The organism is Streptomyces sp. NPDC005141 (assembly GCF_053599975.1).
The window spans coordinates 21,375-38,485 of the sequence record NZ_JBSFYW010000063.1 but is presented as its reverse complement, the minus strand read 5'-3'; the positions used below and the strand labels follow the sequence as shown (position 1 = coordinate 38,485).

Sequence of the window (17,111 nt, the reverse complement as noted above, 5' to 3'; positions counted from 1 at the left end):
GCGTCACGCCTCCCCTCGTACGAGTGCGGCCCGGCGGGCTGTGGCGACCACACGTCCCGCGTCGGTGTCCCCCGTGCGGGATCGGACTTCGTCGACCAGCCGGTCCGATGCGGCGGCGGCGTTCGCAGCGGCCTTCAGTGCGGTGTCGAGTGCGGCGCGTGTCGTGGAAACGGCCGTGATCCGCGTGTCGACGAGGTTGTCCTCGCTCAGTTCGCCGAGCGTGGCGTCGGCGGAGAGGAAGGCGAGGACCTGTTCCTTCAGCACCTCCGGGATGGCCGCCTCCCAGGTGTCGAGTGCGTTTTGAGCCGCGTCCAGCGCATCCTGTTTGCCCTTCAGCTTCGTCAGGGCCATCGCGACTGCTGCCCGCTGCGTGTTCAGGTCTTCGGACATCTTCGGGTCGATGCCCGGTTCCTCCGAAACCTTGGCCAGCACCGCCTCGTCGAGCTCGGCCTTGGCCTTTCGCAGCACGGTGGCAGCGGTGAACACCTCCTGTTGCTTCGCCGCCGCTGCCTTGGCTTCCTCGCGCAGTTCGTTCATCCGGGCCTGCTCGGCCTCGGTCGGTCCCGTGCCGTCCTGGACCGTGGTGAGCAGGTTCAGCGCCTCCTCGACCCGGACGGGTGCCCCCTCCGCGACGGCCCGCAGCGCAGCGACGGCGGCGCTGTAGGCGCTGCGTGTGCTCAGGAGAGTGCCGGAGGGGGTTTGGCGGTCTCCTCGCTCGGCGAGCAACTCCCACCGGGCTGCGCGTGCCCGGGCCAGCCGTTCGCATAGCTCGGCTTTACGCTGGTCGGCCTCTGTCCAGCGGCTCTTGAACAGGTCGACGAGTTCCGTACCGAGCAGGGTGTCGAGTCGGTGCCGCGCAGCGGTGTACGGCGCCGAGGACAGAGTTTGGCTCGCCGTGCGGAGCGCGTCGGTCACCGGCTGCGCCCGAGCAGCCGTCGTCCAGGCATCGACGGAGTCCGCGTCCTCGTGTGCCTTCGTCGCCGTGTCGGTAGCGGTGCTCAACGCCACGCGGGCGGTGTCCAGCGCTGTGGCGAGGGCAGCGCGCTTGCGTTCCTGGGCACCGAGGTCGTCCTCGGCTCGCGCCGCCCCGGCGACCATCCGCTGACGTTTGATCAGCGTGGACTCCAGCTTCTCGACCAGGTCCAAGGCGTCAGCCGGCAGCAGCGCGAGGGCGAGCTGTCGGCGGATCCCGGCCTCTTCGGCCGCCACCTCGGCGAGGTTGCCCGTCGCATCCCTAGCGGCTTGCTTGCGCCGGGCGAGCTCCGCGTCGCAGGCGACCATCGCGGCCGTCACAGCCTTGACGGCTGCGATGGCCCGGTCCCGTTCCTCGTCGGCGAACTGGGTGAGGGGGGTCGTTACGGACACGGCGGCTCCTTGACTGCGTGGACGGGGCGTCGGACGGTGTCCGGGGCGGCGAAGCCTGATGGATCACCCGGGTACGCCTGGCCGGCCTTGGCGTACTCGCGACGGATGGCCAGGGCGAGGTGCTCCGGGGTGATGGCGGTGTCCTCTTCTGCGGCGAGATACGCGGCGGCCACGGCGGCATTGCGGATCAGGGCCCCGGACAGCGGATAGAGCGCGGCAAGCTGATCGAGGTCGACGTGGGCGCCGAGCGGTGCCCCGGGGGGTAGGTGACGGCGCCACAGCGCCTGGCGTTCGACCACCGTCGGCAGGTCGAACGGGACGATGAACTCCAGTCGGCGGGCGAACGCCTGGTCGATGTTCTGGCGCAGGTTGGTGGCGAGCACCGCCAGGCCGTCGAATGAGGCCAGCCGGGCGAGCAGATAGGCGGTCTCCAGGTTGGCATAGCGGTCGCGGGCGTCGCCGACCTCCGTACGGCGTCCGAACAAGGCGTCGGCCTCGTCGAAGAGGAGCACCGCATCGCCCCGCTCCGCCGCGTCGAACGCCTCGCCGAGGTTCTTCTCCGTCTCGCCGATCCACTTGGACACGATGCGCGACAGGTCGACGATGAGCAGATCGCGGCCCACTGCTCGGGCGAGCACTTCGGCCGCCAGGGTCTTTCCGGTGCCGGGCGGACCGCAGAAGAGCAGCCGCACGCCGCGCCGCCCCTGCCGTCCAGAAAGGAACCCCCAGCGGTCCAGCACCACGTGCTGGCGATGGACTCGGGCGACGGCCTCGCGTAGCTGGGTAAGACCGCCCGGAGGAAGCACGAGGTCGTCCCAGCCGGCAGCGGGCCTCAGACGCACCACCCCTTGCGGTGTACGGTCCGCCTCTCTGACTGCGAGCGCGGAGCACAGATCGGCGGGACGCATGGCTTCGCCGCGGATGAGTGCGCCAGCGGCCGCGTTCCGGGCCAGCTCCTGCGCGGCCGCCGAGCCGACAGCAGTCGGCACCATGTCGGCGGCATCAGGCAGGTCGGGGGCGAGGCGGCGCCACAGTTCACGGCGGGCGGCAGGTGCGGGCGGAGGCACGTCCAACGGCAGCAACGGCCGTTGGGTGGAGCCGAAGGCGGTTCCGGGCGGTGTCGCGAGCACGGCGGGAGCCGGGACGTCGTCGAGTACGCCCGCGCCCTCCGGCAGATCCTGGGCGATGAGCACGGGGGTGACCCCGTGGGCGAGCGCCGTCAGGCAGACGGCGCGAGCGGCGCGGCTGTCGAGTACGGGAACGTCGAGGACGGCCGGCACTCGGCCGGTGGCGGTGAGCAGTGCTGCGACGCGCAGTGCGGCGTCGGCCGGGTCGTCGGCGCGCAGGGCCACGGTGACCGGGACGCCGCCTCCGACCGCACAGAGCATGGCGGCTACAGGAGGCTCCCCGGCGCGCAACCCGGACGGGACGACGCCGATCAGGGCCGGGTCGGTCCGGCGGGTTCCGGCGGGCCATAGTGGAGCGGCGTGCAGGGCGTCGCCCAAGCCGTCGGCGAGGCTGAGCGTGCGCTCCCAGAACGGGCCGTCGTCGTGGACGCGCACAGCACCGGAGCGGACCAGCGCGCCGGACTGGAGCAGTCGCCGCAGCCACAGCCGGGCGGCGACCGGATCGTCCGGGGCACCTGGAAGTGCGCCAGTCTCGGCGAGCACGGCCGCGAGCCCTGTGGTCGCGGCCGGTACCCGGCCCGGGTGCAGTTCGCGCAGCACGCTGGACAGGCCCTCGTGCTCCTCGGGGAGCCCGGTGAGGACGAGTACGTCGATCTCGGCGCGGGTCAGTGCGAGTCCGTGTGCCAGTCTGGCGATCGGATGTTCCTCCGTCTTCTCCCCGGGCTCGGTGTCCTGCGTCGGCTGTTGCATGGGCTCCAGGACGAGGGCCTTCGCCCGGGCGACGAGGGCGGTGAGGAAGCCGTACGCGTTGTGCTCCGGCCCGAGCACCTCGGCGATCCGGCCGGCGAGCTCCAGAGCGCCCTGGTGAAGGCGGGCCGATACGGCGGCGCGGTGTCCGGGTGCTGCGGTGGACCGGGTGTCAGGCATAACGGAACCTCACGATGCAGCCGAGTGCAGGGAGCCAGCCGGGGTCAAGGTCGAGACCGGCCGCCCGAAGGTCGACGGAGACATCGTCGAGGTCCAGCCGAAGCTCGAGCCAGCCGGGGGAAGCGGTGATCTCGCCGTGCCGGTGCAGCAGGTGGGCGAGGAGCGGGGTCTGCGGGAGACGGGCCGGGGGCCGGCCGGCCAGCCGATGGCGCAGTGCGTGCACCGTCCGGTCAGCGAGGACGGCTGATGCGCGCCGGGCGGCGACCGCGTCGGCGTCGCTGAGAGGGCCAGGGGGCGGAGCCGAGGGAGGGAGGCCGCAGAAGGCGAGAAGTGCCGGGTCGGCCGGGTCGGGTTCGGGCAAGCGGGGGGCGGAACGACGCAGCAGCTCCGCACCGAGCAGGTGCAGGGCCCAGCGGCTCCCCGTACCTCTCCACTCGGGCAGGAGCGCACAGCCGGGCTCTGTCGGGCACATGAGCGGAGCAGCCAGGTGGAGACAGAAGAGCAGCCCGGCGTTGCCGGTCACCGCGGGAGCGGCCACGACGGAGCGGGGCGGCGCCGCGAGTCCGGGAGGGGAATCCGGTGGCGGGTCGACGACGGGCGGGGACTCGGCGGTATTGCTGACCGCTTGAGGCGCGGGCCGACGGCACTGGTGGTGCTCTGGCGTCTCTGGCCCTCGAAGGGCGAGGTCAAGCATGGCGGCGCCGTCGGCGCCCACCCGTCCGGGGTCGGTGTCGATGAGAGCCAGCGCGGTGAGTGCAACACGGACGCGGGTATCGGGGATGGCGAGGGCTGCGGCGCCGAGCGGCGAGGTGGACCGGATTGAGGCGGCGTACTCCGCGATCGTCGACGCCTCGCCGGTGCTCTCGGACCGCGCCGACGGTGCCAACGCCCTCTCCCCCCGGGCCGATCCAGCCCGGGCCACCGGGGTGTCCCACGCCTTTGCCGCCGTGAGCACGTCCTGCGGGTCTCCGCCGAGAGCCTGCCAGGCAGCCGCCGCGAGGCGCTCCAGGCGCGTGGGTCCGAGGAGCGCCACCAATCGCGGCAGTTCGCCGTGACGGTTCACTGCGGCGATGACGGGAGCAACTGCCGTGGCTTCCGCACTCAGCGCGGCTGCCACACTGTCCGCGGTCGCACCGGTGGTCGCGTCGGCGGCTCCAGCGGCAGTCGGCCACAGCCCCAGTTGGTGCCATGCCCAGCCCAGCGAGGAGTCTCCCGCACAGGCCCGCAGGGTGAGATCCAGTAGAGCCGCGGACCGGCTCGGATAGCGGGCCACCGAGGGGCCGCCCGAGGCCAGTTGCCCCGCGACGGCGGAGGCGACTGCCTGCGCCCACGCGCTGGCGGCTTCCCCTGTACGGCCCGCGCTGACGCGTACAGGTGGCACGCGCACCGAGGCGATCGCCACCTGCTCGTCCGCCGTCACCATCCCGGCCAGCGCCTCGTCGAGAGCGTCCCGGAGCAGTTCGTCGAGCAGCGCGGCTGCGTCTTCGCGCAGCTCGGGTGCGGCAAGTTGCCAGCGTACGGCGAAGCGGTCGATCAGCGGGCCGGTCATGGCTCGACCCTCGCGTCCGCGCCGAGCCGGCTGCTGCCGATCGCCAGCCCACCCGTGGGCTGGCCGAGCACGGTGGTGCGGTCGAGTACGCCACCGACGGCCATCTGCTGGAACCTGCTGCTCCTGCCGAGCACCGAGGTCAGCTCCAGATGCCAGCCGATGCCGACTCGCGCGCCGCTACCGGCTGAGCACACCTCCACCCGGGTGTGCGCGGGCCGGTGCACCTCCAGCAGATGTCGTACGGTTTCGCGCTGTTCGTCGGACAGTGTGCCCGGGACGACGACCGAGAACCGGTGCGCATAGTCGGCGAATGTTCCGCTCGCCGCGATGAATTGTGGCCCTGCCGCGTCGCCCAGGCCGCGGAACCGGAACCGCTCGACCAGCACGGGCTTGAGGCCGAGGTAGATCTCCAGCATCCGAGTCAGTCCAGCGACGGTCCCCCGGGCGCGGAACAGGTCGACTGCTTCGGCGATCATCATCCGGCGGGCCTGCTCTGGCCACCGCCCGTCCAGGGTGAGCCCGACCAGGGAGGCGACCCACGGCAGGAACTCAGGGGGCGCTCCAGCGGGGTCGAGCAGGAGATGGCGGTCGGCGGCAGCGGCGTCGAGGTCGGTGAGCGGGCCGCTGGCGAGAGCGAGGAACCGGTCGAGGAACGCTGCGGCGCGCGGCTCGGCGGAGTAGATGTCCGGGAGCAGTTCGAGTAGCCGGTGACCAGTGCGCTCGACGCGCAGAGCACGGATCCGTGGGGTGGCCCGGGGCGTGCCGGTGAGCAGGAGCCGAAGCCACAGATAGCGGCCGGGCGGGGCGTTCACTGGTGTCTCATAGGTGACGAACGGGTCGGCCGTGTCCTGCCGTGCCCACGGCACCTCCTGGTGGCCGCGTCGGTACAGCCCGGAGAAGTTCTCGCTGCGGGTTGCCGGATCGGTGTCCGGATCGAGCAGCCGCTCCGCTGCGTCGGCCGGTGCCAGCGGCGGGCCGGGCGGAAGGGGGCGGGTGGGCGGCTCCGCCTTTTGGGGCAGAGTGTGCGGGAGTGGTGGTGCGCCGTCCTCGCCGGGGAGTTCATCGGAGGTGAGGAAGCCGACCGACAGTGAGGTTCCGGGCGGCAGACACGCATCCACGAACAGTCGGCCCCAGCGCTGCTGGTACTTCCCGCTGTCCAGCGCGAAGGTGTCCACCCAGCCCTTTTCGCGGTAACGGACTTGAGCTGCGAACGCGGTGCGCATGCCCGCCTTTCCCCAGTAGCCGATCCGCCCGTCGGGGGTACGGGTCAGGCCTCGTGCGTCGTAGCCGGGTGCCCGTAGCGGTAGTTCCTCGGTGGTCCTGTCGTCGCAGAATGTGAGTCGGCGCAGATCTGCCCCCATGGGGCCAGCGATGACCAGGGCTGCCGTTCCGTCCAGCTCCACGTCGGTGGCAGCGGGGAATGGGCCGAGTGGACGCTCGGCGCGGGCGTCAGCGACTGGGAGGGGCCAGCCGTCCCCCTCCGGCCTGCGCCAGAGCAGCCACACCTCGTCTCCCGGCCCCACCGCGACCCTCGCCGGTACCGCATCGGCGGGCAGCGCGGCGCGCGGAGCGGCAGGCACCGCGAACGGTCTGGGCGGTCGTCGCGTACCGACCCGCCACAGCGGTGCGTCCGGTTCGGCGCAGGCGACGAGGACGCCGTCGCCGTACGCGGCCAGGTCGACCGGTGTGCCGGGAATCCGGAGCCTGTGCACCAGTCGCCGGTCGGCCAGATCCAGGAGAAGCAGTGAGCCGTCAAAGGCGTCGAGCACCGCGAGCAGGTCGTCCGACGTGAAGGCGAGGGCCGCCGCCCGCACCTGACGTGCGGGCGCGCCCGCCGCGCTGAACTCGCCATACGACAACGGGGATGCGAGCTCCAGCAGGTCCTCGGCGGCGCCTTCGCGCACACCGCACTGCTGGGAGGCGGCACGGCCGCCCGGCTGCCACGGCAGTCGGACGATACGGCCCTCCTCCGGCACCGCGTGGTAGACGGCGCGGTCCGGCCCGATGGTGAGTCCTGCCAGTTCTTCGCCGCCGCCGCCCGGGAGCCCCGAGGCCAGGGGGTTCTCCCAGTCCAGCAGCACTACGCCGTCCTCGCCCGACAGCGCGGTGCCGTGGTGCGCACACCGCATCCACTGGGCGACGACCGCGATCGCCGCTGAGCAGCCAGTGTCCATCAGCACACCTCGCCCAAAACCGGGACCGGCACCAGTACGCCGGGGGCGGGGGGCGGCGACGGCTGCTCGCCGACGGGGGGCGGTGGACCGTCGGCGACGACGGCGACCGTGACGAGTTCGACGACCTCCCACTGCCGCAGTTCGACCGTGCCCGGGGTCCATGCGCCGTGGGCGGACTGCTGCGCGACTTCCAGGCCGGTCAGATACTCCACCCCCTCGACCTGCAGCGCCGCCGCCTCGAGTTCCGGGCCGTGTACGCGGCGGCCGAGCGGCCAGCCCTGGCCTTCTGGCCCGTACGGCGGCAGGGGTGCCAGATACTGACGCAGCACCAGCTCGACCCAGTGGCGCACCGCGTCCGCGCTGTACCCGGGCTTGACCGAGACCCCGACCGATACGGAGACTTTCCGGTACTCCGGCGGCACCACGTAGAGCTCTGTGGTGATCAGACGACGGGCGTCGAGGTGGGCACAGACACGCCGCAGCAACCCGCGGTCGGGGGTGGGGGCGTCCGGATGAGCCGGGTCCTCCCGGGGCCAGATCACGACGGTGACCACGCCCGCGGCGTCCAGGGACTTCGACGGGGGATGGAAGAGCGGGAGACACTCGGCGCGTCCCACCTGTCCACCGGGGGTGAGTGCCGCCAGTTCCGTGAAGTCCGAGGAGGTCACGGCCCGGTCATGACGGCGGAACTCGCCGGGGATCCGGCTCATGGCCTCATCGAGGGTCTCGGCCCCGGTCCCGCCCTCGGTGGGCAGCCAGTTGGTGACGGTGACCGGCTCCCCGCCCAATGGCTGGTTGACGGCCTTGGCGGCGACATTGCCCTGCACGCCGCCTCCGTAGCGGTAGCGCAGCACTCGGATCCGCTCGCCGAGCTGGGGTGCGCGCCCGCGGACCGTGTCTCCGAAGCCGCACTCGCCGGCGGCGGCATCGAGCGTCCAGTGCCGGTCGTCGGGTCCGCTGGCGGCGAACGACTCAACTCGTGTCCATGGTCGCCAGACACCGTTCTCCTCGACATCGACGACCACCTGCGGTGTCTCTGGCTGCACAGGCCGGTGCGCGAAGGCATAGCGCTGGCCAGGCATGCCGGTCCCGGAACCGAGGTACTCCGGCTGGGCGGTGACCGCCTGGACCACCTCGGCCGCGTTTGCGCCCACCCAGCGCAGAGCGGGGATCTCGGGGGCGCCAGCGAGAGGGAAGGCGCGCAGCCAGAAGAGGACGGGTTCCTCGCCGTCGAGCGCCGGCGGGAATGTGCCGACTCCTTCGGCGTCCGGTGCCGGCGGAATCGGCACCCCGATGCCCGACAGGTCCCCGGGCAGGTGGAGCCGTACCACCCCGTCGCGCCGCAGACCGCCGGTGGAGTCTGCGAGCAGCTCCAGGGACGTGTAGCGCGGCTCGCCGCCCGGGGAGTACTCGGTGGTGGAGATCTGCCATTCCACCTGAGGCGGGGTGCCCCCGGGCCGGGAGCCGAGGCATGGTTCGACGGCGAACATGCCCGGCAGTTGTGGGGTGAGTGCCACTCCGAGGTTGAGGTCGGCGCCGACGAGCGGTGAACCGGCAGACTTCAGTGCCTCCGCGTCTTCGGCGTTCTCGACGCCCTCGGCGATCACGGCCAGCCACAGGGTGCCGTCGACCGCCTTCGGCATGTCCAGTGGCAGCGCTCCCGGTGTGGTCGGATCCTTCGCCAGCAGCGCCGTGCGGTAGAAGACGGGTTCCTCGTTCTCGCTGAGGCCGTGGGCGTCGAGCGCGGCCTCAGCGGCGTGGACCAGATCGGGATCGGTGGGCGCGGGCGCGGCGAGCTTCGCCGCCGCTCGCAGGTGTACGGGGAGGGCGGTGACGTCCTGCTCGGTTTCGAACCGCACGGCTCCGGCACCCAGCAGCGTCGGTGCGGGGAGCCGCACAGCGTCGGGGGTTCCGTCGGACCGTTTCCGCACCGGGGCGCAGGCGACCAGGCCGCGGGCGGGCAGCGCGGGAAGTAGCGGCACTTGGAGCAGTCTCAGCAGCCACGACCTCGTGGCGTCCGGGATCTGGTTGAACCGGTAGAGCAGTTTCTCGCCGAGAAACGCCACCAGTTCCAGCAGCGTGATGCCTGGGTCGCCGGCATTGCGATCGGTCCACTCGGGCGTGTAGACGGCGATTCGCTCCAGCAGCTCGGTGCGGAGATCGTCGTACGAACGGTCGTCGAGGGCGGGCGGCGGGAACGGCATGTCACGTCCCCCTCGTGGGAGCCGTGCCAACTGGCACGGCGATCCGCATGTCGGCCGGACTGCCGTCACGTACATGCGTGTACGAGACCGTGATGACGGCGAACTCCGGGGACTGTCCGGGAAGGACGTCGACCGAGCGCAGGGCGATACGCGGCTCCCACACCGACAGTGCTTCCTCCACCGCGCGGGCGATCGCGGCCCGGGTGCCCGGCGTGTTCGGGTGCGTCAGGAAGCGACGCAGGCCGCAGCCGAAGTCCGGGCGCATCAGCCGTTCACCGGGCTCGGTGGCGAGGATGATCCGGATCGATTGGTGGACCAACGCGGCACCGCTCGCCAGGTTCAGCGCGCCGCGCTGTGGCAGGGGCTCGACCGGGAACGCCCAGCCGCGGCCAAGCCTGTCCCCACGGGGGTCGCTCACGGCGTGAACACCTCCTCGCGCTCGACCCGGGGTTCATAGCGCAGGTCGTCGTCGGGTACGGAAAATGTGCGGGCACCGCCGAGCACGGACCGAGCGATACGGAACCGGTCGGCCACCGGCTGGTCCGCCAGTTGTTGGCGGAATGCGCTCGCCTTCGGCTTGCTGAGCCCGGCCTGGGCGGTCGAATCCGCGATGGCCTTCGCGAGCGCGTCGAATGCGGGATCCACCTTGGCCATGAGTGACGCGTCCACGGAGGCGTCCGCCTCGTAATCGGGTGGTTTCACCGCCAGCTCCGCCTGCAAGCCGTCGTCGACGTCCAGGCTCGGCGGGATGCAGATCTTCAGGGCGAGCAGGAACCACAGCCCCAGCGCGAAGACGACGACCGGCAGGAACAGTCGCAGTACGAAGGTCGCGATGATGGTGATCAGAGGGATGGAGAAGGAGCAGATCTGGTACCCACCGCTCGATGCGGGGTCGAACTGCATGTCCGGCGGGCTGGCCACCCGGATGCCGCCGACGCCGGCGCCGAGCTTGGCGGATGCCTGCAACTCCGTCTTGCTCGGCATCCGGATCGTCACGGGGCGGTGTGCGGTGCCGCGCGGGTCCAGCGGGCCGGCCAGCCGGAACGGTTCGCTCGGCTCGCTCCAGGTGAGCAGCCCGTGGCAGTCGCGCTCCCCCGGTCTGCGCGGACAGGCGGGGTCGTGACGGCGTACGTAACAACGGATTTCGTAGACCGACACGTCGTCGAACCGCGGCGCGCGGTTCTGCGGCGGTTCGAGGGCCCCAGCGGGCCGGGCCTCGGAGGTGAGCAGTTCGAGATCGGCCACACTGGTCGGAACGACGCCGAAGTACAGTGTCCGCCCGGCGGCGTCATGGCGCGTGTCCGCGGGGTCGGGGACCAGCGGATGGAGGGGGAACGCCACCTCGGTCACTTCCTCCGGCAGCTCTCCCACCCGCTCCCACCGGCCCAGGCCGGGCAGCGGCCGCATCTTGGCGCACGGCCGCTCCGGCAACGGCATGACGTGTCCGTCGGGGTCGACGCAGAGTGGACGCCATCCCTCCAGCTCGCGCTTTACGCCAACCGCCTCAGCCCACTCGTGCAGTGCGGCTCGGCGGGCGGCGACCTTCTGCTCGGCAGCCGCGGATTGCTCGGCCAGGGCCTCGCTGTGTGCCTCATAGCCAGCTCCAGCAGAGCGAGTGGCCTGTGCCCGTCGTCTGTCTACCGTGTTGAGCCGGACCCGCGCGAGCGTGAGATCGCGAAGCCTCTTCCGTGCCTCGGCCACCGCCCCGGACGGCACCGCGGCCCGGCGGCGCCGGATCACAAAACCCGCTTCGCACACGTCGTTCCGTTGCGGGGAGGGCAGTCCGGGCCGGTCGCAGTGCAACTCCACGGCGACGAGGTAATGCCGGTGGTGGGTGGCTAGATAGAGCTTCCGCAGCGGTGTGCCGGTGAGGAGGGTGACTCCCGCCAGGCCGGAGACCGCCGGTCCGCGGTCGGCGGTGTCGTCGAAGACGAGCCGGCGCTGCGGATCGGAGAGGAATTCGCCGACCAGAGCGGCCGTGGCGTACTTCTGGAGCGCGGGGCTGGTCTGTGCGGGCGGCAGATTCTGGCGGTACCAATGCCACCAAGGCGCGGTGAGCAGCCAGTCGTGCGGGGCATGAAGGTGGGCGGTCATCGGCGGCTCACCACACGTTCCCTGCGCCTGGGGTGTACGAAGGCGAGATGACCGCGCTCGTCTCAAGCGTCGAGCAGGTGACGATCCCGTCGAAGGAGGCGGTCGGGGCGTGCACGTTCACCGCCGGTGCGGTGATGTCGACCGGAGCGTTCGAGATGATGCGCACCTGGCCGGTGGCAGTGAGTGTGATGCCGAAGCCGTCGGCGTGGGTCAGCCGTACCTCCCGGGTGCCACCATCCAGCACAAGGGTGTGGTCGGACTCCGTCTTCACGGTGACCTTGGGCGCTCCCGGGGTGTCGTCGAACTCCAGCACGCTGCCGGCGCGCGATTTGAGAACCCGCTTGTTGTTGGGGCGGGTTGCTTCGATCGGGGCCGTCTCTTTGCCGTTCCAGCAGGACCCGACGATGTACGCCCGGCTCGCGTCACTGGCTTCGAACCCGATCACCACTTGCGTACCGACCGCCGGATAGGCGACGAAGCCCTGATCGTCGTCGGCGTACGGGGTGAGCAGCGTCGCCCAGACCCGCAGCTCCTCGCCTGCCGCGCCCAGCGAGGGAAGCAGCACTTCCACCCGGCCAAGCCGATCAGGGTCGACGATGTGGGTGACCAGCCCCGGGTACAGCCCGTGCAACCCGTCGCTCACCGGCTTCCTTCCGTGTTGACAGTCGGCCTCTCGGCCTCGAAGTGGCTGCGCAGCCCGCCGGCGCCGCGTTGATATGTGTGCCGCACCAGCGTCGCGTAATAGCCGTCACCATCGAACGGCCTCCCGACACCGGTGAGCGTGAGCCTGCTGCCGACCGACATCTCCGGCGTACCCCGGCTGGTGCCGACCGCCGTGACGAAGCGGCGTGCTCGGGCCCGCATTCGCGCCCGCGCCCAGGACTGGGCTTCGGCCTCGGCGAGCGGAACCATCTGGGTGCGCTGCTCCGGCCGTGGGCCGATGGTCTTCGCCAGGACGTCCGGGCCCGTCTGTCCTCCGGAGAGCTCGGCGTTGACGACCGCCACGTCGGCCTCCGCGTCGATCCGCTCCCGGCTGCGCGCGTCGTAGCCCGAGATCCGCACCGCGCTGCGCTGGTGGGCCAGGTCGGCGCGTACCGCGATCGTCAGTAGGTCCGTGCCCTGGGCCAGTCTCAGCTGCGGACCCCGGCGCTGGTCGCGGGTCGCGAAGTGCAGGGTTGTGCCGGTCGCCCACAGTTCGGCGCCGATGAGCTCGGCGCGGGCGCGCAGAAACGTCAGGTCGGACTCGTTGGCCTGGTGCACCAGTGGGTAGGTCGGCCCGTCCGCGGCGGTGTCGGCGGACAGTCCGTGGTCGGCGGCGATCCGTCGCGCCATGTCGGCGTCGCTGACTTGCCGGTAGGTGCGCGAGCGGCGGGTCATGCGAAGGGCCATCAGGGCGTCTTCGGCGAAGACCGTGACATGCGAGGCGTCGCCCTCGTCGAAGGCGACTTCCAGCGCCGAGACGACTCCGGCGAAGACCACGCGTTCGTTCTGTGGCGGCCCCAAAGATACGGACAGCTCGCTGCCGAACGACAGTGTCAGGCCGTCCAGATACTCCACGACATCGTCGTTGCGCCGCTGCCGGGGTGCGACGGCGAGGATCTGCGCGGTGAGTGTCCGCAGGCCGGCGGTGGTCTCCTCGACACTCAGCGCCAGGCAGTCGCGAGCCAGGTCCGGAACGCGCCGCCCGCCGACCGTGAAGACCGGGTCGGCCGCGAGGAACCGGTCAGCCACGGCGGGCCCGTCCAGGGTCGGGGGCGAGGCGGACCTCATACATGGCGTTCCTCCGCCGCGGTACGGGAGGTGTCCCGGGCCTCGGCCTCAGCCCGTTGCCGGTGCCGGCTCCGCTCGGCCCAGCTCGGCTGGTGGGCGGCGGGCTGCTCACTTGGCTGATGCGCCGGCGGGAGGTTGCCAGTCAGTTCCACCTCGTTACTGATCTCACCGATTCGCAGTGTCATGGCTTTCCTTCTTCGCAGCGGTGTGCGGGGGTCTCGGCGGGGAAGCGGGCAGGGCGAGCCAGCGGGGAACGGTCGGGTCGTCGGTGACCGGCGGGTCGCCCTTTCCGTGCGCGGGCCGCCGCACCAGACGCCGCAGCGGCACTCCGGTGCCGTAGGTCAGGCCGCGCCAGTCGGGCAACTGCGGTCCGGTGGAAGGGGACAGGGGTGTTGCCAGGTGGTCGGGGCCCGGATAGGGCGTCCCGGGTAGGGAACGTTGCCCGTACGCTCCGGCGCCCTCGGGCGTGCTCGGGGCTGCGAATCCCGCGCGCTGCGCGTTCGCAGCGGCCTCGCAGCGGCGGCTGGCTTCGCTCTCGATGGCCTTCTGTACGCCTCCGGCCGCGGTCACCGTCCGTGGATCCGGACTGCTGCCGTCGAGCACGGAGGCCCCGGCCGAGGCGCCGATGGTCACCCCGGCGGAGAGACCGAGGCCGGCCGTGACGGACGCGGAGAAGTCGATGGAGGCACCCGCGGTGAGGCTGAGCGGGTCCTGGCCGCCCAAGTCCAGCTTCGCCCAGCTCATGGGGTCGAGCCCCATCCGGGACGCGAAGGCTGGGGCGCTCTCACCCGCCAGCGAGGTCCCTGTCCGGTCCGCCCCCGCACGGGGCGCACCGGACGGCAGCAGGCCCTGGTCGTCCTTCGCCGCCGCAGCAGTGTTGGATGCGGGGCCCACGATGCCGGCTTCATATTCCGGCAGCTGCTCGTTGATGGTCACCGCGAGCTTGGCGCGCAGCGGTACCCCGCTGCTGGAGAACAGGTCGTATTCCTGGTTGAGCGTGGTCATCAAGCCGACCAGCTCGAAGGTGCCGTAGGAGAATCGCACCCGAGGCGGGACAGACTTGACGCCCTTGGCCGGGAGGAGGAACCTTTCCAGCTTTTTGGCCCGGGCGCGGACGTCGATCGGCTGTTCGGTGGTGCCCTCGTCGCTGGTGTCGAAGATCAGGTCGAAGGAAACGGTGGAGGAGGAGGTGCCGTCGTACTGGACGACGGGCCGTTTCCCGAACGCCTTCTTCATGTCGGCGTTGTTGGCCATCTGCAGGCGCAGCGAAGCCGGATTGAACTGGACGGTGATCGTCTCCGGTTGGGGGCCGCCGGGAGGGGCGCCTACCTCCTGCAGGGTGGCCTTGGCCAGTGGAGTGGTCATGGTGTCACCATCCGCAGGCCTTCGTGGGCGAGGGTGAGCTCCTCGATGGCCACCTCGCCGGTGCGGGCGTTGAGCTGCGGTCCGACCACCTTCGCCGGCAGCGCCCGACGGAACGCCCAGCCCGCGGCGACCTGTTGCTCGGGGCCAAGAAGCTGTACCAGCCCGTCGTAGCGGCGGATCGGGCGCACTCCACCGGTCACGTCGGCGATCCACGTCCATAGCTCGGGTACGACCTTGCCCGTGCCGCCGATCACCATTCCGCGTTTCAGCACCAGCCGGGCGACCTTCATCCGGCCCGCCCGCTGAATCACTCCGTCGTTCCGGCCGCCTTCGGCGTACTCGCTGACGTCCATCTCCACCTCGAGCCCGGTGCATTCCTGGAATCCGCCGGTGCCCAACCCCGAGGGCGTGGATGGGTCGGGTAGTCCGCCACCGGGCGGGGTGAACGTGACCCGAAACCGGTACGCGGTGGCCAGAACTCCCGGCGCGGTCACCCGATGCCCTCCGTCTTCACCGTGCCGTCATCCATGCGGAGCACCCTGACGGCCAGGAACTCCAGTGGAGCGCTGGGGGCCACGCCGACTTCGCACAGCAGGTTGGTTTCTCCAGCTGCGCCGCCGGTCGCCGCCCCGGAGTCGGGAACGCGAACGAAGAAGGCCTCGGCCGGGCTCCCCCCGGCGAACGCGCCAGAGGAGAACAGGTCGAGCAGCAAATGCTCGACGGCCATCCCGACACGGTCGCGCAGCAGGGCGCCGTCCGGTTCGAACACCGCCCAGGTCATGTGCTGTTCGAGGGCCCGCTCCAGGTAGCTCACCGTGCGCCGGGCGGTCAGTTGGCTCCAGGCCCGGTCACGGGCGAGCGTGCGGGCTGCGGTCATGCGGACCCCGGCCTCGTCCAGGACGCACACATTGATGTCGGCCCGGTGCAGAGTTCCCAGCGCCTCCGCGTTGGCCGCGCCGGTCGCGGTCATGCCGCCCAGCCTGTCCGCGACATCGACCACTCCCGCGAGCAGCGTCTGGGCCGGGCCGAAGGGCAGCCCCCTGGCGCGCTCGCTCGCGGCGATCACCCCGGCCGCGTACGGTGCCGGGGGCACGGTGGTAAGGCGGTCCGCCTGCGGGTCGGGCACCCGCAACCAGCCGTGGTAAGCCGCGGCGTACGAGGTGTCGAAGGCTGACCGCCAGACCAGCACATCCCGCTGCCGAAGTCCTGGTGGTACGTCCAGGAGAGCCACCATCTTCTCCCGCTCGGCGAAGGCCACGACCCGCTGCTGAAGCGCGACGATCGTCTCCCGGTCGCGGCGCTGCCCAGGATCGAGCCGCAGACCGGGCAGGTCCGCTCGTGGCTGGCTCGTCGGGCCGGAGGCCGGCTGCCCCACGCATGGTGCGAAGGCCGCGCCGGCGAGGCTGGCCGGCGTGCTCACGTTTTCCTCCGGGGGAGCCTCGGCCGGGGCGTACAGATCGGGAACGACCAGGCTCGCGCAGTCCGTCAGGTCGCGCAGCGCGTCCAGGCCGGCCGGCGGCGCCTCCGAGTCCGCAGACTCGGCGCCGAAGAAATCCTCGGGGGTAAGAAAGGCGTACCGGTCGGTGCCGCAGATCGTAAGGGAGGCGGTGGCCGGTGCCAGCCAGGCATCGGCTGGCAGGGCCGAGGCCCACGATGCCAGCGGTTCGACCAGCCGGGATGTCTCGCAGAGTACGGTGCCCAGCCACCGGGGGTGCTCCGCGGTCAGGCCAAGGCCGGTGAACCTTTCACTGCGGGCCCTCAGCGGATCGCCGTCCACCACCTCCAGAACTCCGGTGACCTCTTCGGCACGGTTCAGGGGCCCGGTGACGGGTGCGTCCAGGAAGGCCAACCGCTCCCAGCCTGCGCCGCGCCGGGCATGGCGACGGGCGGTGCCGGTGACCCGGCAGAGCATGTCCCCGCCTCCGCACGGACGCAGCCGCAGCAGACTCCCGGCCGACACCGTCGATCCGGGAGCGAGCACCAGCGCCCGCTCGTCAATCTCTGGCACCGGCAGCTCGGCCGCGGCGAACGTCATCGTGGCCGTGAGCAGATTTCCCCAGCGGCCCTCGCTGCGGGCCTGAAGCCGGAGTTCGGCGCCCCCCGCATCCATGACTTCCAGGCCGAAGGCCAGCACCGCGCGGGCCGGCGGATCGACTGCCAGCGGATCGGCTGCCGGTACGGGTTGGCGGGGCACGACCCGTACAACGTAGGCGCGGCTGCCGCCCTGAGCGAAGAAGGCAGCTACCGCGTGTGGGAGCCGCCCAGGGCCGGCGTGCCCGCCGAACAGCTCTTCGTACTCCTCCCAGCTCTGCACCGGCACCGCCACCGAGCGTGCCCGACCCGCGGACAGGCGGGATGTGTCGAAGGCCGGGTCGTCCGCAGGCTCCCAGGCGGGGCCGCGCGGTGCCACTCCGACGAAGGCGCAGACGTCCATACGGATGCGTGAGGGGGGCTCGTCGGCCGCGTTCGGGGCGAAGTACACGCCGGGCGCGCCGAGCGGCGGGAGCGGGGCGGCGGAGAGCGGGGGGGAGGTCAT

At 71.6% G+C, this 17,111-nt stretch carries 12 protein-coding genes; all 12 read right to left on the bottom strand.

Translation table 11 applies throughout. The features are described from left to right. Positions 1–3: 3 nt before the first annotated feature. On the bottom strand, positions 4–1,365 hold the full coding sequence (locus ACWD68_RS34245; protein WP_451810352.1) for a hypothetical protein: 1,362 nt from the start codon (positions 1,363–1,365) through the stop codon (positions 4–6). Further along, positions 1,356–3,419: an ATP-binding protein gene (locus tag ACWD68_RS34240; protein ID WP_451810351.1), complete on the bottom strand. Its 2,064-nt coding sequence runs from the start codon at positions 3,417–3,419 to the stop codon at positions 1,356–1,358. Before ACWD68_RS34240 ends, ACWD68_RS34245 begins: the two co-directional genes overlap by 10 nt. After that, positions 3,412–4,968 (bottom strand): hypothetical protein, encoded by a 1,557-nt coding sequence (locus tag ACWD68_RS34235; protein WP_451810350.1) that lies wholly within the window; start codon positions 4,966–4,968, stop codon positions 3,412–3,414. Before ACWD68_RS34235 ends, ACWD68_RS34240 begins: the two co-directional genes overlap by 8 nt. Further along, complete coding sequence (locus ACWD68_RS34230) at positions 4,965–7,142, bottom strand: phage tail protein (protein ID WP_451810349.1); 2,178 nt, start codon at positions 7,140–7,142, stop codon at positions 4,965–4,967. Before ACWD68_RS34230 ends, ACWD68_RS34235 begins: the two co-directional genes overlap by 4 nt. Beyond that, positions 7,142–9,346 (bottom strand): putative baseplate assembly protein, encoded by a 2,205-nt coding sequence (locus ACWD68_RS34225; RefSeq protein WP_451810348.1) that lies wholly within the window; start codon positions 9,344–9,346, stop codon positions 7,142–7,144. The genes ACWD68_RS34230 and ACWD68_RS34225 overlap by 1 nt, the downstream gene beginning before the upstream one ends. A gap of 1 nt (position 9,347) precedes the next feature. Next, positions 9,348–9,764, bottom strand: a complete 417-nt coding sequence (locus ACWD68_RS34220) for a GPW/gp25 family protein (RefSeq protein WP_451810347.1) — start codon at positions 9,762–9,764, stop codon at positions 9,348–9,350. Then, positions 9,761–11,440, bottom strand: a complete 1,680-nt coding sequence (locus ACWD68_RS34215; RefSeq protein WP_451810346.1) for a hypothetical protein — start codon at positions 11,438–11,440, stop codon at positions 9,761–9,763. Before ACWD68_RS34215 ends, ACWD68_RS34220 begins: the two co-directional genes overlap by 4 nt. Before the next feature lie 7 nt (positions 11,441–11,447). After that, positions 11,448–12,083 carry a phage baseplate assembly protein V gene (locus ACWD68_RS34210; protein WP_451810345.1) on the bottom strand — a complete coding sequence of 212 codons (636 nt, stop codon included), beginning with the start codon at positions 12,081–12,083 and terminating at the stop codon, positions 11,448–11,450. Further along, on the bottom strand, positions 12,080–13,210 hold the full coding sequence (locus tag ACWD68_RS34205; protein WP_451810344.1) for a phage late control D family protein: 1,131 nt from the start codon (positions 13,208–13,210) through the stop codon (positions 12,080–12,082). The genes ACWD68_RS34210 and ACWD68_RS34205 overlap by 4 nt, the downstream gene beginning before the upstream one ends. Before the next feature lie 165 nt (positions 13,211–13,375). Next, on the bottom strand, positions 13,376–14,575 hold the full coding sequence (locus tag ACWD68_RS34200) for a CIS tube protein (RefSeq protein WP_451810343.1): 1,200 nt from the start codon (positions 14,573–14,575) through the stop codon (positions 13,376–13,378). Then, positions 14,572–15,069 carry a phage tail protein gene (locus ACWD68_RS34195; protein WP_451810342.1) on the bottom strand — a complete coding sequence of 166 codons (498 nt, stop codon included), beginning with the start codon at positions 15,067–15,069 and terminating at the stop codon, positions 14,572–14,574. The genes ACWD68_RS34200 and ACWD68_RS34195 overlap by 4 nt, the downstream gene beginning before the upstream one ends. After that, positions 15,066–17,111, bottom strand: a complete 2,046-nt coding sequence (locus tag ACWD68_RS34190) for a hypothetical protein (RefSeq protein ID WP_451810341.1) — start codon at positions 17,109–17,111, stop codon at positions 15,066–15,068. The genes ACWD68_RS34195 and ACWD68_RS34190 overlap by 4 nt, the downstream gene beginning before the upstream one ends.

Excerpts from the sequence above, each read along its gene's own strand:
- ACWD68_RS34240 (WP_451810351.1), bottom strand. The coding sequence starts at position 3,419 with ATGCCTGACACCCGGTCCACCGCAGCACCCGGACACCGCGCCGCCGTA.
- ACWD68_RS34235 (WP_451810350.1), bottom strand. The coding sequence starts at position 4,968 with ATGACCGGCCCGCTGATCGACCGCTTCGCCGTACGCTGGCAACTTGCC.
- ACWD68_RS34230 (WP_451810349.1), bottom strand. The coding sequence starts at position 7,142 with ATGGACACTGGCTGCTCAGCGGCGATCGCGGTCGTCGCCCAGTGGATG.
- ACWD68_RS34225 (WP_451810348.1), bottom strand. The coding sequence starts at position 9,346 with ATGCCGTTCCCGCCGCCCGCCCTCGACGACCGTTCGTACGACGATCTC.
- ACWD68_RS34215 (WP_451810346.1), bottom strand. The coding sequence starts at position 11,440 with ATGACCGCCCACCTTCATGCCCCGCACGACTGGCTGCTCACCGCGCCT.
- ACWD68_RS34205 (WP_451810344.1), bottom strand. The coding sequence starts at position 13,210 with ATGAGGTCCGCCTCGCCCCCGACCCTGGACGGGCCCGCCGTGGCTGAC.
- ACWD68_RS34200 (WP_451810343.1), bottom strand. The coding sequence starts at position 14,575 with ATGACCACTCCACTGGCCAAGGCCACCCTGCAGGAGGTAGGCGCCCCT.
- ACWD68_RS34190 (WP_451810341.1), bottom strand. The coding sequence starts at position 17,111 with ATGACCTCCCCCCCGCTCTCCGCCGCCCCGCTCCCGCCGCTCGGCGCG.